19 protein-coding genes are annotated in these 25,349 nt (G+C 29.0%); all 19 read right to left on the reverse strand.

Going from position 1 to position 25,349, the window contains the following annotated elements; genetic code table 4:
• Window positions 1-10: 10 nt before the first annotated feature.
• The 19 genes from SERIO_RS03780 to rpsO all read right to left on the reverse strand — a co-directional run bounded on the left by SERIO_RS03780 (window position 11) and on the right by rpsO (window position 25,282).
• Window positions 11-1,174, reverse strand: coding sequence for a DMT family transporter (locus SERIO_RS03780; protein WP_053040839.1), 1,164 nt, complete (start codon window positions 1,172-1,174; stop codon window positions 11-13).
• Window positions 1,175-1,322: 148 nt separating this feature from the next.
• Entirely contained in the window at window positions 1,323-3,713 is a 2,391-nt protein-coding gene (gene pheT / locus SERIO_RS03785; protein WP_047791542.1) for a phenylalanine--tRNA ligase subunit beta, read from the reverse strand.
• An 18-nt stretch (window positions 3,714-3,731) separates the two neighbouring features.
• Complete coding sequence (gene pheS, locus SERIO_RS03790) at window positions 3,732-4,769, reverse strand: phenylalanine--tRNA ligase subunit alpha (protein ID WP_047791543.1); 1,038 nt, start codon at window positions 4,767-4,769, stop codon at window positions 3,732-3,734.
• 299 nt (window positions 4,770-5,068) lie between these two features.
• Entirely contained in the window at window positions 5,069-8,296 is a 3,228-nt protein-coding gene (locus SERIO_RS03795; RefSeq protein WP_047791544.1) for an FtsX-like permease family protein, read from the reverse strand.
• Between the two features lie 51 nt (window positions 8,297-8,347).
• The gene (locus SERIO_RS03800; protein WP_047791545.1) at window positions 8,348-9,862 is read right to left on the reverse strand and encodes a bifunctional ADP-dependent NAD(P)H-hydrate dehydratase/NAD(P)H-hydrate epimerase; all 1,515 of its coding nucleotides are present in this window, start codon (window positions 9,860-9,862) and stop codon (window positions 8,348-8,350) included.
• Window positions 9,863-9,919: 57 nt separating this feature from the next.
• Complete coding sequence (locus SERIO_RS03805; protein ID WP_236682138.1) at window positions 9,920-10,606, reverse strand: M48 family metallopeptidase; 687 nt, start codon at window positions 10,604-10,606, stop codon at window positions 9,920-9,922.
• Window positions 10,607-10,679: 73 nt separating this feature from the next.
• Window positions 10,680-11,978, reverse strand: a complete 1,299-nt coding sequence (locus SERIO_RS03810; protein WP_053040840.1) for a hypothetical protein — start codon at window positions 11,976-11,978, stop codon at window positions 10,680-10,682.
• A 219-nt stretch (window positions 11,979-12,197) separates the two neighbouring features.
• On the reverse strand, window positions 12,198-13,112 hold the full coding sequence (locus SERIO_RS03815) for a hypothetical protein (protein WP_047791547.1): 915 nt from the start codon (window positions 13,110-13,112) through the stop codon (window positions 12,198-12,200).
• 528 nt (window positions 13,113-13,640) lie between these two features.
• The gene (locus SERIO_RS03820) at window positions 13,641-13,901 is read right to left on the reverse strand and encodes a hypothetical protein (protein ID WP_047791548.1); all 261 of its coding nucleotides are present in this window, start codon (window positions 13,899-13,901) and stop codon (window positions 13,641-13,643) included.
• Window positions 13,902-14,112: 211 nt separating this feature from the next.
• Entirely contained in the window at window positions 14,113-15,318 is a 1,206-nt protein-coding gene (locus SERIO_RS03825) for a hypothetical protein (RefSeq protein ID WP_148553445.1), read from the reverse strand.
• A gap of 675 nt (window positions 15,319-15,993) precedes the next feature.
• The gene (locus SERIO_RS03830) at window positions 15,994-17,550 is read right to left on the reverse strand and encodes a lipoprotein (protein WP_047791550.1); all 1,557 of its coding nucleotides are present in this window, start codon (window positions 17,548-17,550) and stop codon (window positions 15,994-15,996) included.
• A gap of 27 nt (window positions 17,551-17,577) precedes the next feature.
• A complete protein-coding gene (locus SERIO_RS03835) occupies window positions 17,578-18,537 on the reverse strand; it encodes an ABC transporter ATP-binding protein (protein WP_079450796.1) in 960 nt (319 codons plus the stop codon).
• A 30-nt stretch (window positions 18,538-18,567) separates the two neighbouring features.
• Complete coding sequence (locus SERIO_RS03840) at window positions 18,568-19,971, reverse strand: hypothetical protein (RefSeq protein ID WP_148553447.1); 1,404 nt, start codon at window positions 19,969-19,971, stop codon at window positions 18,568-18,570.
• A gap of 423 nt (window positions 19,972-20,394) precedes the next feature.
• The gene (locus tag SERIO_RS03845) at window positions 20,395-21,120 is read right to left on the reverse strand and encodes a hypothetical protein (protein WP_148553449.1); all 726 of its coding nucleotides are present in this window, start codon (window positions 21,118-21,120) and stop codon (window positions 20,395-20,397) included.
• A 136-nt stretch (window positions 21,121-21,256) separates the two neighbouring features.
• Complete coding sequence (locus SERIO_RS03850; protein ID WP_047791552.1) at window positions 21,257-21,562, reverse strand: hypothetical protein; 306 nt, start codon at window positions 21,560-21,562, stop codon at window positions 21,257-21,259.
• Between the two features lie 312 nt (window positions 21,563-21,874).
• Window positions 21,875-22,543: a DDE-type integrase/transposase/recombinase gene (locus tag SERIO_RS03855; protein WP_047791553.1), complete on the reverse strand. Its 669-nt coding sequence runs from the start codon at window positions 22,541-22,543 to the stop codon at window positions 21,875-21,877.
• A 59-nt stretch (window positions 22,544-22,602) separates the two neighbouring features.
• Window positions 22,603-22,914, reverse strand: a complete 312-nt coding sequence (locus tag SERIO_RS03860) for a helix-turn-helix domain-containing protein (protein WP_047791554.1) — start codon at window positions 22,912-22,914, stop codon at window positions 22,603-22,605.
• A gap of 189 nt (window positions 22,915-23,103) precedes the next feature.
• Window positions 23,104-24,906, reverse strand: coding sequence for a translation elongation factor 4 (lepA, locus tag SERIO_RS03865; protein WP_047791555.1), 1,803 nt, complete (start codon window positions 24,904-24,906; stop codon window positions 23,104-23,106).
• Window positions 24,907-25,015: 109 nt separating this feature from the next.
• Window positions 25,016-25,282 (reverse strand): 30S ribosomal protein S15, encoded by a 267-nt coding sequence (rpsO, locus tag SERIO_RS03870; protein WP_047791556.1) that lies wholly within the window; start codon window positions 25,280-25,282, stop codon window positions 25,016-25,018.
• Window positions 25,283-25,349 lie beyond the last annotated feature (67 nt).

The raw sequence follows: 25,349 nt of genomic DNA on the forward strand, positions 1-25,349 counted from the left end.
TTTTTTTATTTTAAATTTCGGTGGCATCAGAGTCAACTTTCACCTTGCGAATTTGTTGAAATGCTTTTTTCCACCCCACTTCTTCGGCATACACAATAAACTCGTTAATGGAGATGACAAAGGTACAGATAATAATTGGAATAACATAGACCCAATAATACCAAGTTGGTTCTTCAATTTTTTGGGGGGCTTTTGCGGCAATAAAAATATATTGGAGAATCGGGGTCCAGAAAAACATTAATAACTGGGTAACAGTTGTGTAAGTAGCCCCAGCATTGCGAAGTGCGGAGTAAAATAGCATTCGCGAAAAGCCCATTAAAATTCCTCCGGCAATAAAGATTAAAGCATAATTATAGTATTGAAAATTTTGAAAGATTACATAACCATAGGCAAATCCTTGGTGTGAAGCAACTGCTGCTAATGGGGTTCCCAACACAACCATAATAATTGCCGAAGTACCAGTTTTAATTGATACCGTTGCCTGGTTCGAAAAGTTAATTTTAGAAACCCGCATTAACTGGTACATACCAACTGCTTCAATAGCATATAAAAACGCTGTGATTAAAGCTAGACACATTCCCCCGACTGATTGTCAGGTTAACCCCTTATCAATAGCAAAGTTAATTGCCATTCCAATAATCAACGCGGTTGAAATTATTAATGCTGTTCAAGTATACTTACTTTGTTTAGCACGGAAAAAAATCACTGAGCCAATCACGGCTAAAATAACATTTAAGTTTAGTAGTAATCCCGGAACAGTCCCATCATTTCCCCCGGCCGCTGTAATGGTTAACATTACTGATAGTTGAAAAAAAACCATCGCCACTGGGCCGCCTAATAAACCATATAACACAATTAACCAGGTTTCTTTATGTCTTAACATTTTAAAATAACGTATAAAATTTGTGGGTTTATAAAAAATAAACATTGTTAATGCTCCCAAGATTTCTTGAACTGTAACAAAAAATGTTGAGTTTGAAATTGAACCTAAATCTCCATACGGACCATTATTCGGAATTAAATATAACATCAATGGTACAAATGAATAGCCAAAAGCGGCGATTAAACCATATACAATCCCAATTTCTTTTCGTTTCCGTTCAACTAATTTTCCTCATTCAGCAGAACTAATTTCTGCTGTCTGTTGCGCGGAATCTGTCTTTTTGTGAACCATCCTTGCTCACACCTTCTTCCCATCTCGCCATGCTATTAACTAAATTATAGTTTTTACTAATTTAATCAATAACTTATTTTTAACAAAAAAAAGCCGTGATTACAAGAAAAAAAGAACTATTTATCATAAATAGTTCTGGTAATTGTTGTTAACGAATAGTAATTCCTAATTTTGTTAAATTATTTTTAATTTTTTCATATTCATTATTCACATCAACTTCTGTTAATTGCTGATCATTACTGTTAAAAGTAAAGCGAACCGTTAATGAACGCATATCATCAGCAATATTTTCGCCTTGATACTGACCAACAACTTCCACATTTGTTAAGTGGTTAAGATTAGCAATTATTTTTGGTTCTAAATCACCATAATTATCGGTTTTTTTAATTAACATTGAAATATCACGGGTTGACGATGAATATTTATTTAACTCGTGAAAGAATGTTGGAATCTTATGGGGATAGTTAAAAATCACTTCTAAATTAATTTCACAGAAATAAGTATCGATGTTATTTGAAAGTAAATGCGGATGAACTTTTTCAATTACTGCTAATAATTGGTTATCTAAATAAACTTCACTAGTTTGGTAAGGATGAAAAATTGGTAACGGATGTGTTTGACGATATGCTAGTTTTGTTAATGGAATTTGTACTTTAGTTAGGAATCCTTCCAATAATCCTTTCATATAATAGTAGGAATTCGCTAATTTATCGGCTGTTAAATTACTTTTAATAACATCTGCTTGGGCAATAAAACTAGCATGATAATTTTCTTGATTATCGTTAAAATAAATCTTTTCAATTGTAAATAATTTAACATTATCCAGATTACGAGCATTATTATATTGGACAGCTGTTAGTAAACTATTTAATAAACTTAACCGCATTGTTTGGTGATCTTGCGATAAGGGACTTAGTAAGCGGTAAGGATTTTGATAACCAAATAAATTAAAATCTTGATTTTCCTGATCACTCACTAGCGAGTAAGTTTTAGCTTGATAAAAACCATGCCCTAATAATCATTGCTCGAAATCAGTGATAACTTTTGTTTTATTATGACTAGTCTTTTTTCCATGGGGGACAACTGGCGGAGTTGCAATGATATTGTCATAGCCAAATAATCTGGCAACTTCTTCGACAATATCTGCTGGTTGGTGCAAATCAGTTCGCATCGCTGGTGGTTGGACAACAAAATGATTATGGTCTTGTTCATTAATAACAAAGTCTAAGGGTTCTAATAACTCCTTCACATCTTTTAGAGCAAACTGGTGACCAATTAAACTATTTAAATAACTTAAAGAAACCATAATCTGGTCATTTTCCAAGTATTTCTCTTTAACAAAATTAATTACTGATACTTTTGTTAAATACTCGTGAAGTTCTAATAATTTAATAAACCTTCCTAATCCAATGTTCACAGTTGCGGAAGACAATGGTTTAATGTAGCGTTGTAAATTTAAATTACTAATCCCCACTTTTCGTTGTTGACTACGCATTTTGGTAAAGTTAATATTTACCGCCAAGATGGTAATTTCGGTTGTAGTACTTGTTATTTCATAGGTTGGATTAGTTTTGACTCCAATTAATTCCACAAATTGGTCATCATCAATAACAACTAAATCTCCCTTGCTAATCCCAAATTCTTTATTTTCATAATTATCGGTAATTTTTAATGTTCCCTTAATTTTTTGTCGGTCATATCCTAATAAGGGTTGGCCAGTTTCAATGGTTGTGACTGCTAATAAATCATGGATTGGTTTGGTAATATCTGATTGGTATTGATTCATTTTTAATCAAATTCGTTTTTTAGCCGCTAAAGGATGGCGATTTTCTTGTAACTGAATATTAGCACTAACTGCAACATTGACATCATTAGTATCAATAATAACTTTTAAATTATTTTCATATTCAGTTAATTCCCCAGGATCTTCTAACTCTAAAGGTTCTAACTTACGATTAAAGTAATTAGCTAATTCACGGGCAAGTTCATAGGCACTTAACCCATCACTCCGGTTTAAAGTTAAGTCCACTTCAAAACTAGCATCATCAAGTCCTAGCATTTTACCAATTGCACTAGTTCCTAAATTTTCATAATGAATATCAATATCTTCTGTTAAGGGTAGAATTTCATCTAACTCGGCGGTTGTTAAGGTTCCCTTGGGAATTCCTAGTTCTTCTAAGGAACAAATCATTCCTTCCGAAGCAAAACCACGAATATTAGTTGCCGCAATATCAGCTCCATTTGCTAAGTGGGATCCTGGTTTGGCAACCACAACATACATTTCTTCCGCCACATTACTTGCCCCACACACAATCGGATCAACTAACTCCACCTTGGTATCTACTAAACAGAAGTTTAAGTGGGTATCGGGAATCAGATTTACAACTTGGACGCGACCCAAAACAATATTAGTATTCTGATCATAGTTATGGTAGTTATCAACTTCAAACCCAAGACTATTTAAAGCGCTAATAATTTGTTCGTCACTAATCTTATTTAAATCAATATAACGTTCTAGTCATTTTCTTGTTATTATCATCGTAGTAGTTATCCTTTCTTAATTAAAACCTTTAAACTGGTCTAAAAAACGTAAGTCATTAGTATAAAAGCGGCGAATATCATCAACCCCATATTTTAACATTGCAATCCGTTCAATTCCAATTCCAAAGGCAAAACCAGTTAAATCTTTTGATTGGCCACACGCCTCAAATACGAGCGGGTTAATCATCCCGGCTCCTAAAATTTCAATTCAGCCGGTAAATTTGCACAAACTACATCCCGCGCCACCACAGCGAATGCAAGTCACATCGACTTCTACGGATGGTTCGGTAAAAGGAAAGTAACTGGGGCGCATACGAATTTGGGTTTTATCACCAAACATTCGTTGGCAAAAGTATTGTAAGGTTCATTTTAAGTTAGCAAAACTAACATTGGGAGCCACTAAAAATCCGTCAATTTGCATAAACTGGTGGGAATGAGTGGCATCATCATCATCGCGGCGATAAGTATTCCCAGCAGAAATGACTGCTAACACTTGGTTGTGGGAAGTCATTCCGCTAATTGCTCGGGCAGTAACATTTGTACAGTGGGTTCTTAGTAAGATACTATCACTAATGTAAAAAGTGTCTTGCATATCACGGGCTGGGTGAGAAACTGGTAAATTTAACCGTTGAAAATTATATTCATCACTTTCGACTTCTGGTCCAAATACTGTATCATAACCTAACTCTTGAAAAATTTGAGAAATCTCATCAATAATGATATTCAGCGGATGTTTATTTGCAAACTTTAATTGATATTCTCGTAATGTTAAATCAATTTTTTCATTTTCTAACTTATTGTTTAAATAAACTAGTTCTAATGCTTGCTTTTTAGTTTGCCATAAAGTGGTTAATTCACTTTTTGCTTTATTAGCTAACGCCCCCATTGCCACGCGTTCTTCATGCTTTAAATCTTTCAAACCGCGTAGTAAATCATTAATCGTTGATTTTTTTCCTAAATATTTAATTTGCAAGTTATTTAATTCTTCCAAACTACTTGCACTGTTAATTTCTTTCATTGCAGTTGTAATTAATTGTTGTAACTCTTTTTCCATTGTTTAACTCCTTTTTGTGTTGATAAGAAAACTCCTTATTTAATATCAAAAGATATCAAATAAGGAGTGAATATATCACGGTACCATCCTTGTTCAGATTAAAGTAATCTCTTAATTAGTTAACGAATTATAAAATAATCCGGCTGGGATTAGCAGCTCTCATTAGGTGAATTCATTAATCGCCCATCAACTATCTCGCACCAATTATAGTCTCGCTGGACATCGGCTAAATTAATTACTACTCCTAAATCATTGATTTAAAATATTAAATTTTAGTTATATAAGTATTATAACCTATTTTATTCAGTTAGTTCATTAAGTTTCCGTTTTTTAACTAAATACATTGATAACATTCAGGATAAGACAAGAACAACCCCAATAATAACCCCGGCTTTTAATGGGGTTTGCCAATTAAGGGGAATATTAAGAACTACCATAAATTTTGTAAAAATAATATCCAGGGCAATTTTTCAAATTAAAAGGGTTAAGAAATACGATATAATAAAAGTCAGAATAATTCCTAAAACATAATTACCAATTACAATAAAATTAACTTGACCAGGGCGATATCCCAGTGCGCGCATTGTTAAAATAATTTGACTTGCTTCATCAATAACCGAAGAGGTTACAACAGCTAAAATAATAAAAATGATGGCTCCATTTAAAATTTGCATTATTAGTAAGGAATTATTAACTAATTTTAAAGCAGCTTTAGCAATTGCTTGTTGTAAGGCAATTGTTGAAATGCTATTTGGATTTAATAATAAAGTGGCATTGTTATCATCATCATTCACTAATTTTTTTAAGATATCCAATAAACTATTATTTAAATCAGTATTAAAGAAATTTAACGCTAAATTCTGCAAGCGGAATTTAACAATTGTTTTTCCTTTAATAACATCATCAATATTAATGCTAGGATCAATTAACTGTTCTTTGGAAATAATACTATTATAGAAGACTGGCAATGGCCGGTCATTATTATCAACATACAAGTTTTTTAAATTGTCATAGTTAACAAAAACATTATTTTTTAAATTATCGTTTTTAATAATTCCTTTAATAGTAATTGGAACATTAAACTTACTTAACCGATTATTAATAGTTAAATTAAAATGATCGTTAACTTGTAAGTGAGCTAATTTAGCAAACCGGTACGAAATAATAGCAGGAATTTTACCATTTATTAAATTAGTAGTAAAAATATCATCAACCTGACTAGCTGGAACTTTATCAAAACGATAAAATTGATTCCATTTCTGACTTGGTAAACCCACTAAACTAATATCATTCAAAACAACATTCTCCTGAGCACTTGAACTAACTTTTAAATTTAGATATGGTAACTCAGTTTGGGGATTGTAATAAACTTGATTAAAAGCAAGGATAGTATGGGTAGTTTGTAAATCTAAAATATTAGGTAACTGTTCTAAATTCTTAATTCAATCCGGAATTGGAATTGTTTGACCTAAACAGGGACTAGCTAATGTTAAATACTGAACTAAATCTGCGACATAAATTGCTTTATAACCCGGATGATAACTAGCAATTTGGGCGAGAGCAACAGCACAATAACTTGGCGAAGTTTTTTTGGCCTCTTCTAATTGGGTAAGCATTGTTTTAAATTCAGTGGTTGATTTAATAACTTCTGGTTCTTGCTCGACATTGGTGCTTGGAAAATAACGGGTATTATTAACATTAACTAATTTTAATTTTTCTGCTCCCCCACTCTCAGTAACGGTTGATGCTTCAATCATTTGCTTGGGAAATTTAAAACGATGGTCAACTCCCGGCTGGTAGTTGATATTCATATTAGTAATCATACTTGTAAAAATATCAGAAACATTAAATTGAATAATAAATAAAATAGAAGATATTAAAAAAATAAAAATAACAGCACTTCATTTTCCAAATGATTTTAATGTAAATGATAACTGTACCCGAAAGATAAAGTTAGTCTTTGCAAATAAGTGCTTAATAAAATTACTGAAGTAATTGATCCGATAGCTATTAGCCCCACCGGTTAATTCTAAAATTGGTTTTTTAATATATAACAAGGTTAACAAAAAAGAACCAAGAGCAAAAAGAATCGGAATCACCACAAATAAGATTACCATAAAGGGTCAACTAGTATAAATCATTTGAAACGGAATCATTAAACCATTAACATATAAAGCATTGACATAAGTTTGAATTGATAAACTACAGAGATAACCAATTGAAACCCCTAAAATCATTGTAAGAAAAAAATTTAACGCAAATACTCATGACAATTCATGGATAGTATAGCCAAAGGATTTAAAAATTCCAATTTGTTTACGGGTTTTATTCATTTCTTTTTTCATTGTGTAGTTAATAAAAATAAAACCTAAAAATAATAGCACTGAACCAATCACCGCATACATAATAATTTGAATCTGGATTGCTTGGGTTTGCTGCGCAATAACTGAATCACTAAACGCTAACAAACCATCAGGCGGATTTAAAAACGGAATTTGTAAGCGTTGAAACAATTGTGGTAAAGCATTGGTATGCATTTTAATAAGATATTCTAAAATACTATTCATGGTAAAATTAGTAAATTTATTATTGGCATAACCATCGGCAATCGCTGCGATTTGGCCTTGGGAAAAATACATCTGCCCATAATTACTATCACTATTGGTTTTATTATTACCATTGCTAGTTCGAATAATAGTATCAAGGGTAATTCCAAATCCAACAATTTGATATTGATATTGGGGATCATCGGATAATTTAAAAGTATCACCAAGATGATAATTAAATTTCTGGGCAAACACGCTCCCTAAAATTATTTCGTGTTCATTCGTTGGCAAGCGCCCCGCATATAATTTTAATTGATTAATTGTAGCTGACTTATTAGTATTAAGATTAATTAAATCATAAGGAACAATATAATAATTCATCGGAATTTGGTCTTTGGTTGTTAAAAATAAACCTTCATTAATGGCTGCTTCTCACCGGTTGGTCCCCACTGGATCTGCTAAAAAGCGGGTTGCTAGTTCATTTAATGCCCAGTAATTATAGTTTTTTAAATAATTAAAAGTACTAGGGTTGATGCCATCCACAGTTTTTCCGGTTCCTCTAATTGTACTAATTACTTGTAATTTACTTAGAATACTTTTTAATTGGCACACCTTTTGGCTTTCGGGATCATGTTTTTTCCCACACTTATCTAAAGTATCTTTTCACCATTTACTATTTTTATCAAGCATTGGAATCCCATCACTAGTTACGGTTATTTTTTGACCATTTTCATCAACATAATAATTATTTAAATAATAGTTTTCTAAAAATTCATAGCGATAATTTCCACGCGTTGTAAAATAATAATCTCATTGTTTAGAGGTTTTGGTAATTTCATCATATTTAATTTTAAATTGAATTGCCCCAGACAACACTCCAGCTAAACTAGCAATAATGATAATTACAAATAAAATTAAACCAATTGCTTCAATTCAATTTTTAAAATAGGCCTTTAAATAGCTCTTAATGATTTGTTTCATTAATGGTCTCCTTTAAACAAAATCAAATTATTATTGTACAAATATTATAAATTATTTATTAAGTAGTTTGTTAAAAAGATAGCCAATGTTTTTAATAATATCCGTTGGTAAAACTGGCTTTTTAGTTTTGGCAATCTCATCAGCAACTAACCCATGGAAATAAACTCCTTGGTAGGCACTTGTTAATAACGGATAATTTTGTCCCACTAAACTAGTAATAATTCCGGTTAAAACATCGCCCGCACCACCCATTGCCATATACGGATTACCAGTACTATTATAGTAGAGCGTATCACCATCACTAATAATCGTTTGGTACCCTTTTAAGACAACAATAACTTGGTATTTTTTAGCAAAGTCCTTTACTAATTGGGCCCGATTTTTTAAAACGGTGTTAACTGGTTGGGAAAGCAATTCGGCAAATTCTTTAGGATGCGGAGTAATAATTGCGCGGTTTGCCACTCGTTTTAAGATACTAGCATTTAATAATTTAATCCCATCCGCATCAAAAATAATTGGTCCCGGATAATTTGCTAACATAAACTCTAACATAACTAAAGTTTGTGGTTTAACTCCTAATCCTGGTCCTAACCCACAAGCACTAATTTTATTTTTTAATAAGGTGGCTAATAATTCTTTATTATCAAGACTAACGGGAATTACTTCAGGAGTTAGGCCACTCATTTTATTAAGTTCAGTTTCTCGCGTTGCTAAGTATACTAACCCACTGCCCATGTTAACACTACTATTGGCAACTAGAACACCTGTGTTAGGATAAGTTTCACTACCCGCTCATACTAAAACACTGCCATAATCGCCCTTATGCGAAATTACATTTCGGGGTGGAAATTTTAAATTATCAATTCAAAATTCGTGGTGGTTGGGAAATAAAGTTTCAAAAATTACAGTTAGGTCGGGAGTTGGAAACTCTAAATCTCATACGACAACCTTACCTAAATAAGGAATGATCTCATAATTAGTAAAGGCCGTTTTAAAAGTTAAAAAGGTTACTGTCAGATCAGCTTTAACAGCAGTTTGCTTGATAACTTTCTCATCATTATTAATTCCGCTTGGCAAATCACAAGCAATAATAAATTTATTTTTAGCAGCGTTAATATTATTAATAATTTGAGCAACCTCTGCTCCTAGTTCGCCGTGGAACCCAACTCCAAACATACAGTCAATGATAGTTTCTGCTTTGGCAATTAATTCAGTAACGGGGGTTGGGGAAAAATAAAACTTAATATTATTATGTGTTTGGGCTTGGTGGTATCAATAACTAGTTTGCGGAGTTTTTTTATCGGCAAAAATAGTTTGTGTACAACAAATATAAACATTAATTTCTTTTGTAGGATCAAAGGTTGCTAATAAAGCAGCTAAGGCTATGCCATCACCTCCATTATTCCCATAATTACTAACGATTAAAAAATTTTGGTGCGTAAAATTCAGATTATTAAATAACCCCCGGGCACTGCGGGCCATTAATTCTTCGGGCGCATAATTTAAAGTTTTCACGAAATATTCATCAAGTTGATAAGTCATTTTACTAGTACCCACGTATTTCATTGTCATCATCCTTACTATGTGTCAATAATATTTTACTATTAGAAAATAAAAAAAGTTTTAAATTCCTGGTTTTTTTAAAATTTCAATTTTGTCACGATAATTTGGTAAGTACTTTTCAACATAATGCCAAAATGATTTGGAATGATTATGATGAACAAGGTGACTAAGTTCATGAACCACCACATATTCAATCACACTAGGGTCAAAATGAATTAATTTAATATTTAACACAATTTTGCCAGTTTGGGGATAACAAACTCCCCACTTTCTGGTCATTGATTTAATAGTTAGGTTTTTATATTCTAACTGCATAATTTTAGCTCATTTATTCACTAATTGTTCAAATTTATAAGTAAACTTCTGACGTAAAAAACTATGGAGTTTTTTTAAATTTTCTTCATAACTCCCATAATCTTTCATCATAAATAATTCTTTATTAATAATTTTGGTATGAATATTTTCATTTGTTAATTGGAGGGGGTATTTGTTATTAAAAACAATTACATAACCAAGTTGGTTAACAGGCGCAAAGGCAACTTTCCGGTAACTATCATGATAATCCATAATCGTCAGAATTTTTTTAATATTGCGATAAATTAGTCCTTCAATTTCTCAGTCATTAGCATGACTCGGCGCTGAAATTTTAATTTTGCCATTATTAACATTTAACACAATATTCTTTTGCTTTTTAATGGTTAATTCATATTTAATTAAATTTCCTTGGTAAGATAATGTTTTTGTCATTGTTATAATTCACCTTCAAATTATCAATCGTTCAAAGAAAAACCACAAAGCTTAACAAGGTGGTTTTGATTGTTTAATTATTGTGCTCGTCATTGTTATTGCGGGGCGGATAGTTATTAGCCGGTGGGTTTTGGTTATTAAACTCATTATGTTGCGGTTTTTTAACTGTAATATCTTCACGATATTTTTTCCCTGCTTTTCAGATTTTATCAATATCGCCTAAAAATACTTTGCCATCATAAGAATGATCAACCTTGGCATTTGGATTCGGACGAGCGCCCACAGTTCCTTTAGTATAAGGACCCCCAACTTTTTGTTCAAGTGTTCTGGTATCAATCTGGGCACTTTGTTTTGATTTAGGAATAAATAACGAAGTTTTGGGTTGTGCTTTATTAACTTGGTTCGGAGTTTGGTAATGATATGATTCATGGTGTTTAATAACATCACCTTTTTGCACTAACTCCGCACGGTTAGCAATGTCAACTCCTTTTGGTGATTCATCCAAAACTTCACCATCGCGTAAGGTACGCAAATATTGTCCCTCGGCACCCACACGAATTTCTTCTTTTGGTTCAGTCTTTCTAGTTGCACTAACTCAGCGACTATTATTAATACTATTTTCATTCGCAATTTTTTGGGCACTAGCCATCCGTTGTTTTAACTGCGCCATTTTTAATTTTAAATCATTATTAACGCTTGGGGTTTGATTAACCGGCGGAACCGCACGTGGTTTAATTTCATTTTCTTGAACAAATTGTTTTTGGGGAACTGTCCCACGGGCTCCAATTCGCCCCGCAGTTAGGTTAATAGCACGTTGACGGTTACGGTCAGCTTCTGATAGTTGCGAATTATTCATTGCGGCAAAACTATATTTTAAACCAATAATCGCCCCAATTGTTAATAAGAAGGGACCAATTAAAAATAAGATTTCTAATGGTTGAAATTTTAAACCATAACGATATTTTTGGTCAATTGTCGTTGGGGTTACCGTGGCTAAATAAATTGCCACAATTGTTAAGATTAATGACCCCAATCCCACAATAAATGCTAAAAAGTGACCAAAAACTTTAAAACCATTATTTTGAGGAATTAACACTGGGATTAAGTATAATAAAGCAATTCCAAAAGTAATTGCAATTAACACCCCCCCAACCGCGGTTTGGTTGGCAAGCATTTTTGTGACTGCACTACTATTATCGCCCCCAATTGCGTGCACAACGTTAACAAGATCAGCAAAAATTATTGTTCCCGGAACTTTAACCCCTTCATCCGTAGCATCTTTGGCAACAATAATTAACACCCCAAAAATTATTGTTGATAAAAGTGCCCCAATAATAATTAAAATTCTTGATGATATTTTTAAACTCTGCATATTTACTCACCCATATTTCTTTATATATTGTCTGACATATAACCATTACTATACTATTTTATTTTACATTATTTTTAGCAAAAAGGAATTAGTTTAAGAAAATTATTTACTTTTCGAAGTTAATTGGGATATCTTGATAAACAAATAATAAACTAAGAAAATAAAACCCCTATTTACCTAGGGGTTAATAAATCTTAAATTAAAAATTAATAAATAATCTTAATTCAATGTTAAGTTTTCTAATAATAAGTGGAATGTTCCTGTTGCTTCAGTTGAAGTTATTGCTAAATAAAATAGTTTATCTTGCACAATTGTGTCATCACTATATTTATCTCCAGGTACATATGTTCCTTCCGAACCAGGAGTTGCAATTTCTAGCTGATCAATACTAATTTCACTAATACTCATTGATAATGTTTTATTAATATAATCAATTGCCGCTGTTTTATATGTGGAATCTAAATTAAACATATCTTTTAACTGTCAAGCATAGTAATAAAATCCGTGGTTAGGTAATGCAATCGCTGATTGTGGTGTTGTATCTTGGTGATCAATACTTTCTGATTTTGTATAGTCAATTGTTAGATTATTACTAAATGGCGAAGTAATTTGGAAATTTGCATATTCTTGGTTTGGTTGGTAACCATTTAAACTGAATTCTTGACTAGCACCATTAAAATAAACAGATGCTATTAAAGATCATGAATAATTACCATATCCCACATTGGTAACAATTCCATTAACTGCAACGACACTAAAATCTGAATAGTCAACTGCTGCATGCAAAATTTTATTATAATTTTGAGCAAGTAATGCTAATGTACCAGCTAAAGCTGTTCCCTGAAATTGAGAAGTGGCTTCAGTAACTTCAAATTTAGAAACATTGTTTTCTTTGATAAATGGAAGAAATTCATTTTTAATAAAATCTGCTAATGTAGCAGTAAAATCAGTTGTTGTTTGTTCACCTTCATTTGCAGGCAATTGCATTGCTGTTGTATCATAAGAATCTCTAAAATCTTGGATATCTGATACTTTTGTTTGGTTTTCACTAAAATTATCATAATTATGAATAATTAAAGGTGTTGTAGCTGATGCAGTTGTTAAAACTGACAATATAGTTAATAATGTTTTCATAATTCTACCTTCTCTTTCTTGTTTCCAACCCTCTAAAGTTCCTAAAATGCAATTAAATACTACATTCCCCCATATAACATAAATAAGTTCTTTAAAAAAGATAATTAACAAAAAAAATATAATATTATGTAAAAATTATACCTTATAATTTCAAATTTTTCATAAAAATTTCAAATTTTTTTAGTAAAAAATAAAAAAAACTTATTAATTAACTTAAAAATTAATGAGTTTTATTAATATTTAGCAACTGATTGTGTTCTGGAAAAGTATGATTAAAATATGGATTTACTCATCGAGTAACAGTTCGTCCATCACGTTGATAAGTATTAACAGCATTTCTTAAATTTGTTACCTTATTTTTAATCTCATTATAAATATCGCGTTTAGCAAAAGAAACCGAACTTGTTTGCTTTTTTATAATAACTGGGGGTGTTACTTGAAGCCGTGTCTTAATAAAATGTTGATGTTGAATTCTAGTTTTTATCTTATTGAGTTTGGGTTTCTCAACAATTATTGAAGAATCACTGGTTATCTTTTTTTCCCGCTTGTTTTTGTTGCTAATTTATTAACTTTAATCCCGGTTTTCTTAGGAACTGTTGGACTATGTAAGTTATGATTAATAATTGATAAAACAAATTTTTTTTCCTTATTATTTAATTCTCGTTTTGATCTAACAATTCGTTCTATAATTGTATAATTTAGTCTTAATGCTAATAATTTTTTAACAACCTGCTTTAGTTTTTTATTTTCTATTGCATTAATTATTTGCTGATCACCAAAAGTTTTCATCTTACTTGACTGTCCTTTCTTAGTTTAGTATTATCAAAAATTTTCTATTTTTATTATACATCTTTTGCTAAAAATTTAAGAAAAATATTAAAAATATATATTTTTCATTAATTTTATAAAAGGAAGGACTAAGGTTAAATAGTATAAAGTTAATTTTGCAAATAAAAAAGTTATTTTAATTAATTAAAATAACTTTGATATATTAATTCTTTTATTGTTTTACTATGTAAAAGTTAGTTTCTTCATATTTACTTCCAAATGGAATATAACTAAAATAAGGATCATAAATGCTTCTACCATACATAAATTTAACTTCTCAATTTACTTCATTATTTTGATCATCATTAAATAATATGGTTGAATCATCTATGAGCTTAGATTTTGAGGCATTTTTAAAACTATTTTCTAATCAAAAATAATTTGCGTCAATTAAAGCATTTTCTCTAAAATGGTTACTTAAAATATCTAAAATTTTACTTTTAGATGTAATATTACTTTTAATTTGGTTAAAAATATTACTATTTACAAAAAGTTTTATTCTATCGCCATTTTTTGTAGCATTATAAAATTTAAAAAACTCGTAAATTAAGGTTCCAAAATTATTAATTTTATTATTTAAAGCTTCTTTTGTTAAATAAATATTAATTTTTTCATTTGCAAAATTATTGCTAATTAAAGGGATTCCCCAAATTTTAAAATAGCATAAATTAAAACTAAAAGAATTTAATAAAATTTTATTATCTCATTCTTCTCTTAAATACTGTTTATTAAAATCATCGCCATTATCTTTTAACTTATTATTATTAAATAACCAGTTTAAATCTTGGTCACTAATATTATCCCTATAAACTGAATAGTCATAATATAATTTTCATCCCTCCTGGGAAGGTACAGAATGTAATAATTCTTCATTATCATTAATTTGATAATTAATTTCATCTTTATTTATATTGTTATTTAAAAAATTTAAAAACTCATATTTTATATACTTACTAGTTTCTCTTACAGCAATATTATTAAATAAAAAATTATTGTTTTCATATAATTTTTTATATAACGAATTATTTTGTGGATCATCTATTATAATTTCATTATTTTTTTCACCATTAAATTTTTTTATTTCTCCTAAAATTTTTGAGGCATACTTATTTACTAGACCCTGAATATATTCCTTATGATTAGTAAAAATAAATTCACCAATTAAATTTATTTTGGTTTTGTGTTCTTTATAATTTAATTCTATTTCAAATTTATAACTTAAATTAATTGTTTTAATACTTGATATATCAAATTGGGTAGTCTTATTAAGATTGTAAACTTCTGGATTAATATAACTTCCGATAATTTCAATCGAATTTTTGATAATTTCAATAGGTGGTTTAATATTGCTAATATAAAAATTAGAATATTCATTCATAAGTTCTCTATTTTGAGATTTTTGTCAATTATTAATAATATAATCCATAATATTTTTTTCAGTACCATTTTCTATTTTAATATTATCATTCGCTTCTGTAATTTGTGAAAATAATTGGCTATTTTCTAGCTTAATAATACCTTCGCTATTTACTTTTTCATAAAATTAATTTTGTACTTTATTTTTTATATCATTTAAAGTTTCCATATCTTTTATTTTTTCTGATTATTTTTTATTAGTGTTTTCTTTCTTAAGAGTTGTACAAGCGTTTATATTACTCACTATCGATGTTGTTAAAGTAAATATTCCTAATAAACTCATTAATTTTTTCACTTTTTCTTTAACCTCCCATTATCAATTATTAAAATAATTGATAATAAAATTATATAAATTTAAAATTATATAATTAATTCCTTACATAAAAAAATTTCTAAAAATACAAAAAAATTGATAAATTTAGAAAAATTTAATTTTTGAATTCAATATATATAAATTAAAATAAAGACTACTAATTTTAATTAAGGTTTATTACTCAAAAAATTGTTTTAATTATTACTAAAAATTATTAATAAAAAACTCTTTTTTATATAACAAAAAGAGTTTTAAAATAGAAAAGTTTTCTTTTTAAAGTAATTTTTATTTGATAAATTTAAACAATTTACTTTTTAAATGTTATTATACTAAATCATCTTTAATTAGTAAATAAAAATATCAAGACGTTACCGGTGTATAACAAATTGAATTATTGATGCTTTTACCACCATACATTAAATCAAAATTTCATGTTATTCTTTTTGGAAGTTTAATAGTATGTTCATCAACTATTGTTCAAGTATGATTTTGCTTAGTTTCATCTCCTAAAGTAAACATATCAATATCCTCTAATTTAGCGATATCTTCTTGATTAATAAAATCATTGGTAAGATCTATCAATGCATCATCATATTTTTTATTTCTAATTTGGTCAAACAAATTTTTTGGTACATGAAGTACTCAATGATCACTTTCTGACTCAATATGATAATTTTTCATAAATGAAGTAACAATTTTAGCAAAATTAAATAGCTTTTTATCTAATCCATCTTTTGAAATACCAACTGTAACTGTTAGGGGTTTTCCTTCATTTGAAACAATTCCCGATAATGGTAAACCGGCTATACTAATTTTTGCTAAATTAACATTAAAACTAGCCAATTGTAATTCATCACTAATAATTTCAAACACTTTTAAGATTTGTTTATAAAATGGTAAAAAGTTTTCTGGGGTAATTTGATCTGGTTGAAATCCCTTTCCTGCCCAGTGATCAGAAGAATATTTAGAATCGGCAACTCCAATTCCATTTGTTGTTTGGTCAATGGCAGAAGATAACAACGTTAAAATTGATTTATCATCATTTCATGTTACTTGTTGCATTATATCAGTTAGTTCTGGATCACTATTTAAAAAACTAATCAACTCAGATTGAACAATATTGTCTAGATTAATATGTGAAGTTGTATAATTAATATCAAAATTATCATATAATTTTTGGTAGGCAAGCTTTTTATCAATTATAATATCTTCGTCACTAAAATAATTAATAATATCACCTGATAATTTAGCCATTGATTCAGTTTGAAATTGATTAATCTTTTGCGGATCATTAGAAATAATAAAATTAAAGGTAAAATTATTAGATGAAGAGATTTTCTTATATTCTATATTATAATGAATATTAAATTGATAAGAAACAGCTTTTAGGCCAGTAATATCCACACTTGGATTTAAAGAACTTAATTGGCTTAAATCAATGTATCCTAAAGAGCTACTATCTTGGTCATGGTTTCAATTTACTGGATAACTGCTTACATATACATTGGAATAATCTTGCGCGATTTGAATGTTAACTTGATTTAAATAGTTTTGAAATAATGTAGTAATATCTTTAATTTCTTCTTTAACATCACTATCATTTGGATTTAAAGTTACATTTTGATTACTTTCATTTACTTTGCCAAAAAAGTTATCAAAAATCGTTCCATAATCAGTTGAATTAATAACTTGATTAGAATTTAAAAAATCTAAAAACTTGGTGTTAAGTTCATTTGCAATATCATTTAAAACTTTTGCATCTTGAGCTGTGGAATCCGAAGGAATGTCGCTACTTTCATGATTTCCACCACATGAAATGATACTTGTGGTAGTTCCCGATATCAAAGTTAATGCACTTAAAATTGTCAGTAATTTTTTCATATTTTTGTTTCTCCTTTTAATTATAATTTATTTTTTATTACTTGCTATTCTATGATTTAAAAAGTTAAAACTAAAATCAGCTGGGGAAATTTTATTAACAATAATTTTTTGTTGAATAGCAAAATTAGTGACATAATATAATGCTAATGGCGAAGGAATAATAAAGAATAACCGATTTGCATTTTTATCATATCAATTGGGCACCTGCCGTGTGGTTAAATATTGAGAAAGTAAATTGGGTTTATTACATTCAATAAAATATGTATTTTTAATATTAAATTGCTTTAGACTTCCGGTGTAATATTGAGTGCCATTCATCATCATTGTAAACTCATCAATATAATCTTTAATTTCATTTAGTAAGTGTGATGAGAAAAAAACTGTTTTTCCTTTTAAAGTTAAAGACTTTAAATATTTAATTATTTTTTCTCGGTTTTCAACATCTAACCCGGCTTCTGGTTCATCTAAGATTAAAATATCAGGATCATGGATAATTCCTTGAATAATCATCACCCGTTTTTTCATACCCGAAGAAAAAGAATTGACATCTCTATGGCGAGAATCTCAAATTTTTAGTGACTTCATTAAATATTCTAAACGATAGTATAAATACTTACCATTAACCCCGTTAGCTTTCCCAAAGTTTTTTAAAAAACTCCAGGCACTAATATTTTCCGGAAAAGTAATATATTCAGGAACATATCCAATCTTTTCTTTAGCAGCAATGCTGCCAGCTTTTTTGCCTTCAATAGTAATTGATCCCTTATAACCTTTTAACCCCCCAATAAGGGATTTAATTAGCACTGTTTTTCCACTTCCCGAAGCACCCAAAATAGTATGCAATTTGCCTTGAGTTACAATAAAATTAAAAGGTCCAATCTTATTCTTTCGAAATTTTCGAACAAAATTTTTTACTATAATTATTGGTTGTCCTCTCGGCACAATACTATTAACCGTAGGTAGTTTTAAACTATTTTGTTTCTCCATAATTCACCCCCTCTCTGCATATAAACCACATTATACTATATTTTTTCGCTGTAAAATTATTGTTGATATAATAATTAAAACTGCAGCTAAAATTAAGTAAACATTTCGGATTAAATTAATATTCAAATAAAACTGATAATTAAGATTAATTTTGTTATTGCTATTTATTGCCAAAGGAAAATCTTGATAACTCATTAGTAAGTTTTTTTGGCTGTCAAAATCAATATGACTATTTTCTAACGGAGCAAAACCGACTGGTAAATAAGAAAGTGAACTTGTTCAAATTTGATTTCAATGTTCAATAACATTTAATTTTGAGATTAAACTATAATTTTGCGATAAGGCAAGGTATTTTTTTAATCCAGTAGTTTCTTTTAAGGGTTGAGTTTGAATAATTTTATAGTCATAAACTTTTTGAATAATATCTTTTTCAAATTCTTGCATCACAAATAAAACTGGGTTTTCAAAAAAATTTTCTAACTCTTGTTTAAAAGTTGAATCCCCAATATTATAGTAAATAGCAGCACTACCATTATCTTGTTCATATAAATTTTGAAATATATCGACTGGGTCTATATTTTTATCATTCACCGTAGGTACAGAGTCACCATCCGCATAAACATCAAAATATGTATGATCAGAATCAAATGTCAGCAAAGAATTAAAGTAAAATAGTCTTAAATTATAGTATGTATTCCAATCAAAGTTTTGAGCATAATAATCAACTAATTGTTTTATTTCATATTGATAAGGGTTATTTTTATCTAATTCATCAATTGTTTTAAAAGCATAATTGTTTGTTATAGTAACTGTAATATTGGTTTCTTTACCATTAGCAACATTTTCCGTAATAATACTACTAATTGATTTACCATTGTACGTTCCTTTTCATGAAGAAACATCAGTTCCTGTCAAGTTTTCAAGTTTTTGAACTTTTGTTAAATTAAAAACTTTATTGTATAAATTATCTAATCGATTAACTTTTGAACTATTATTATCATTATTAGCTAAAATTAAATTAATTGTTGGTAAATATTTTTGCATATAAAAATCATAAATTGCTTTCGACATTTTTGGATATTGAATATCTTCGTGCTCTACTTTTTGATTAAAAAGAAGAGCATTTTTAATATTTTCTACGGTGTATTCTTGGGTTACATTTTCAAAATTTAAACTAATATTATTACCAATATTCATAATTAAGGAATAAGGCATTCCTCCAATTAAAAATAAACTACAAAAAATTACCACAATTAATAGAACTGCCTGAGAACTTAAAAATGTGGAAATAAAAATAATTCCACTTGATGCAAAGTAACTTAGCATTAAAGAATAAACTAATAATTTTAAAATTAAAGAATTATATAATTGGAAATAAACTTCATTTTTAGTAATTGCTTGGCTTAAAAAACCAACTAAAAATGCAGTTAACATGTTAATTCCTAAAAAAATAAAAATCATTAGTCAAATTGATATATATTTAAGTATAAAAATAGTAAAGCGAGAATAAGGTTTTGATAAAATTAATAAATAGGTCCCGTTTGAGAATTCTTGACTAAATATTTTTGCTACAATTAATAAAATCAAGAGTAGCAAAAATATATTATTAAATATTAAAACGCCATACTGAAAATTAACCATAAAGCTCTCAACATTAGCCGATGATAAAAATAACATTAAACCTATCCCAATAAATAATGCTATTGATAATCCTAATAATACTCAAATAATAATTGAAGTATGAACTCTAATAAGAGCAAATTTAATAATCGACCAATGTGATGCTTTCCGTTTAATTTTTTTAGTTTGACCCAAAAACACTTTTTCTCTTGAATCCCATGATTTTAAAGTCTCCTTTTATTTAATAACAAAACTAACAACTAGCTTTACCACACCAAGGTAATCATCAGTTTGCTCTGCATTAATATTTACCCCCACAATATGAGCACTCCCATCATCAGGAATTGTTTGATTAATTTTAATAATTATTTTTGGATCTTGTAAAGCGATGAATAATGTTTCAGCAATGCTATGGTAAACAACTTCTGAATTTAATAAACCTTCCCGAATACTTTGAGGGGTTGTGTTTTTAATTTCCACATTTCCTAAACTACTAATATCTTGATTAAATACACTAATATCTATTTGTTTAACCCGCAAATTCATATTGATAGTTGCTATTCCAGCAAAATTTAAGGTATTGTTTGCATTTATTTCAATAGGAACATCATGATATTTACCATCATAAGATAATATTGATGTTGTTGTTAAAAATGAGTTAGGATCATTAACCACAAGTTTTAAATTAATATCTAACGTTGGAATTGACAAAACTGCATTTTTTAGTTCAGTGCTTGTGGTATCTTTAATAACTGACTGATATGTAGAATAATCATGACTATATTGATTAATATTAATAATATTTTTATGCTTTTGATTAGAATTTTGTCCAACTTGTCAAAAAGTAATTATAATTCCAATTGATAATAGTATTAAAACACCAAAAAATGTTCAAAAATAATACCAAAAGTTCTTAATTTTTTTATTTAAGTAATTATTATATTGCAAGAAAAATCTTTGCAATAGTTGGTTATTTTCATTTTGTGTAAGAAGTTTATTATTATTATTATTATTTATTGTAGCTGGTAAAATTTCTGGAGTACTATTTTCTTTTGATTTAATCTCTACGATAGGAGAACTTGTTTGATTATTTGCAAAATTATTTTTTTTGATTTTCTAAAACTTGAAAATTATTTGTTCCATTATTAATAATATTTTCTAAAACAATATCTTTATATTCGCCATCGTTATTAAATAAAGAACTTTTTACAAATAAACCATAATGGCGGGTCCCACAACGCAAATATAAGACTATTTTAATATCATATTCTTCTTTTAACTCAACTAAACTTTTATCCTTAATTTCTAAAAAAATCAAATTTTTAAAAAAATTTGGTCTTGTTATTTTTATAATTCTCAATTTATTTTTTAATTCTTGTGTACATGTTTGGACACAAAAAATCATGGCTCATATTTTTCATAGTTTTATTCTTCCTCTCGAATGACCAATTTTAATTCAAAGTCATTGTACCAAAAAATACCAAAAAAAACAAGCACACCCTAAATAATAGTTTTATCGCATTACTGCGCCCTAATTTGTCACAATTATTTTATCAAAATTTTCATTGGAGCAGTGTCTCATTTTGAATGAATTCTTTCAAAATTATAAAATTCTTCGTACAATTTGATATCCTTTATTGCACCTGCAATTATCTGATATGTTTCATATAGCAATCATTCTACTGCTAAATGATAAAAAGCATTTTCAGATAATGCATTATGCCCTAATTTGTAAGGTTTCTTTTTTACTTAATCTAAAATTATTGTCTTGTGCATATTTAATTAAATCTTGATGGTAATATTGCAATCCATTATCACTATGAATAATTAAATTATTTAAATCAATATTATTGGATTTTAATAACTCGATAGCTCTTTGTAGACTTGGTTTTGCTAATTCAAAATAACTCATATTTTTACTATAAGCGAATCCTATAATTGCATGTGATTTTAAATCTTTCACTCAGTTAAAATACAAGTATCCTTCTAACGTTTTAACATATTTTATATCCATTGATATTACTGGTGTACTGATCATTTTGAATTTTTCTTTAATTAAATCCATATCTTCAGTTCAATTAATAGTTGAACGCTTTTCGTTTTTATATGGCAAACCAGTTCTGTTTTTTCCATGCAAATTATGATCTTTCATAATTTTACGCATTTGTTTTTCTGTTAAATTGTGCCCATAATATCCTTCACCTTTATTTTTACTATATGAAACAAAAGCACTTTTTAATCTTCGATATCCATATATTCTACCTTTTCTGGAATTATGAAAAATAATTAGTCTTGAACAAAAATTAGATTTAAAACCATGACATTCTGCTTTATCTGTCCTAATATCAGTTTTAATAATTCTTCTTAAAGTTCTACTTGAAATCATAAATACTTTAGCTGCATTATCAATGTGAAAAGTTCTTAAATAAAATAAATAATAATTTTTTATTTTATAGTTTCTTTCTTCCTTGCTTCTTCAACAAAGGCTTTGAACTTTTTTTGATGTTCATTAACTAATTCCAATTCTTCAATCTTTTTTTGTTGTAATTTAATTAATTTTTGATCTTCAGTTTCAATATTTCGCCCTTGTTTAAGTACATCAGTAAAAAGCTTTTCACCATGAATTATGTACTGATCCTTTATATAACTAATTGCAGCTGGTTCAACATTAAACCGAGTAGCAATTGCTTTAGTTTTATATCCTTGTTTTACTAAATTGATTATTTCAAATTTTTGTTCTTTTGATAATTTAGCCATAATAAAAACCCACTTTCTTTCACTAATTTTATCTTATTTTATTTGTTAAAAAAGAATTATTTGTGACAAAAGTGGGCTCAGTAATTCGCATAGCATATAGGCAGATAACTTCCTGCAATTCTAAACACGATATAAATATTTACTTTAATAGCTTAAAGCGACTATCAAAAAAATCATAATCAGATATTTTTAATCATCAATTTTTAACACTGCCATAAAAGCTTCCTGGGGAACTTCCACCGATCCAATTGCTTTCATCCGTTTTTTTCCTTCTTTTTGTTTTTCTAACAGTTTTTTCTTACGGGAAATATCTCCCCCATAACATTTTGCTAAAACATTTTTTCGTAAGGCTTTAATATCTTCACGAGCAATAATCTTATTATTAATTGCGGCTTGGATGGGCACTTCAAAATTCTGACGCGGAATAATTTCTTTTAGTTTGGCACATAATAATTTTCCCCGGTGGTAGGCAAAATCCCGGTGCACAATTGTTGATAACGCGTCAATTACTTCGCCATTTAAAAGAATATCCATTTTTACTAGTTTACTAGTTTGGTAGCCAGCAAATTCATAGTCAAACGAGGCATAACCCTTACTAATTGATTTTAATCGGTCAAAAAAATCAAAAACAATTTCATTTAATGGCATTTGGTAAGTTAAAATTCGGCGGGTATCATCAATATATTCTAAGTTTTGATAAATTCCTCGCTTGTGCTGACATAATTCCATTAACGGACCAATGTAAGTGTCCGGAGTCATAATTGTTGTTTGCACATATGGTTCTTGAATATAATCAATTTTTTGAACGGGAGGCAGTTTACTTGGATTATCAATTTTAATCATTTCTTTATTGGTTAAATAAACATGGTAAATTACCGAAGGGGCAGTAGCAATTAATTCCAAATTGTATTCGCGTTCTAAGCGTTCTTGAATTACATCCATGTGCAATAATCCTAAAAAACCACAACGAAAACCAAAACCTAAAGCTTGTGAGGTTTCTGGTTCATATACAAGAGAAGCATCTGACAATTGAATTTTTTCTAACGCTTCTTTTAAATCTTTATACTTTGCAGAATCAATTGGATATAACCCACAAAAAACCATTGGATTTAGTTTTTTATACCCTAGTAATGGTTCCTGGGCAGGATTAGCAACACTAGTAATGGTATCTCCCACATTAATATCTTTAATAGTTTTAATGCTCGCCGCAATTCAGCCAACCTCACCTGCTTCTAACTGGTCCTTTTTAACTTCTTTTGGTGTTTTAATTCCCACTTCAGTAACATCATAAACCGCATTGGTATTCATTAACTTAATTTTTTCCCCGACTTTAATAATCCCTTGCTTTACTCGTACCGAAAGCATTACTCCCCGGTACTTATCATAATAAGAATCAAAGATTAAAGCCCGCAAGGGTTTGTTATCATCCGCATCAATTGGTGCGGGAATATATTTAACAATTGCTTCCAACACTTGGTCAATATTAACGCCTGTTTTTGCGCTAATTAAAGGCGCTTGTTCAGCGGGAATACCAATTATTTTTTCAATTTCAGCTTTTACCCGTTCAGGATCAGCAGATGGCAAATCAATTTTATTAATAACAGGAATAATTTCTAAATTATTATCAATTGCTAAATAAACATTTGCTAAGGTTTGGGCTTCAATTCCTTGGGCCGCATCAACTACTAATAGCGCTCCTTCACAAGCAGCTAAACTCCGGGATACTTCGTAAGTAAAATCAACATGGCCGGGAGTGTCAATTAAATGAAAAATATAATCTTCACCATTTTTAGCATGGTATGTTAATTGGACTGAATTTAATTTAATTGTAATTCCCCGTTCACGCTCTAAATCCATCGAATCTAATAATTGGTTTTGCATTTCTCGTTTTTCTACGGTACCAGTTAATTCCAAAATTCGATCAGCTAAAGTTGATTTTCCGTGGTCAATATGGGCAATAATACAAAAATTGCGAATATGTGATTTTTCCATTAATTAACTTCCTTCTTTTTACATTAATCTTGTAATCTCTAATAATTATAAAGGATAATTTGGATAAATAACATTAAAATAAAAAAATCACACTTGTGATTTTCTCCTTTTATTTTCTAATTTTTAGCGCTTCAATAATAGCTTTATAACGTTCAAAATCTTTGTTTGCTAAATATGATAACAAGTGTTTTCTCTGCGCAACATTTTTTAACAAACTACGACGTGAAGTAATATCTTTTTTATGTGTTTGCAAATGTTCTGTAGCGTTATTAATTTCTTTGGTTAGAATTGCAATTTGCACTTCTGGTAACCCTGTATCATTTTTATTTCGACCGTATTTTGCTACAATCTCAGCTTTTTGCTCTTTAGTCAACATTACGTAATATTCTCCCTTCATTTAATGGTTTATTTAATGTCAGATCAAAGTAATTAACAAAGGGTGA

This window comes from Spiroplasma eriocheiris (assembly GCF_001029265.1).
Classification (GTDB): domain Bacteria; phylum Bacillota_I; class Bacilli_A; order Mycoplasmatales; family Mycoplasmataceae; genus Spiroplasma; species Spiroplasma eriocheiris.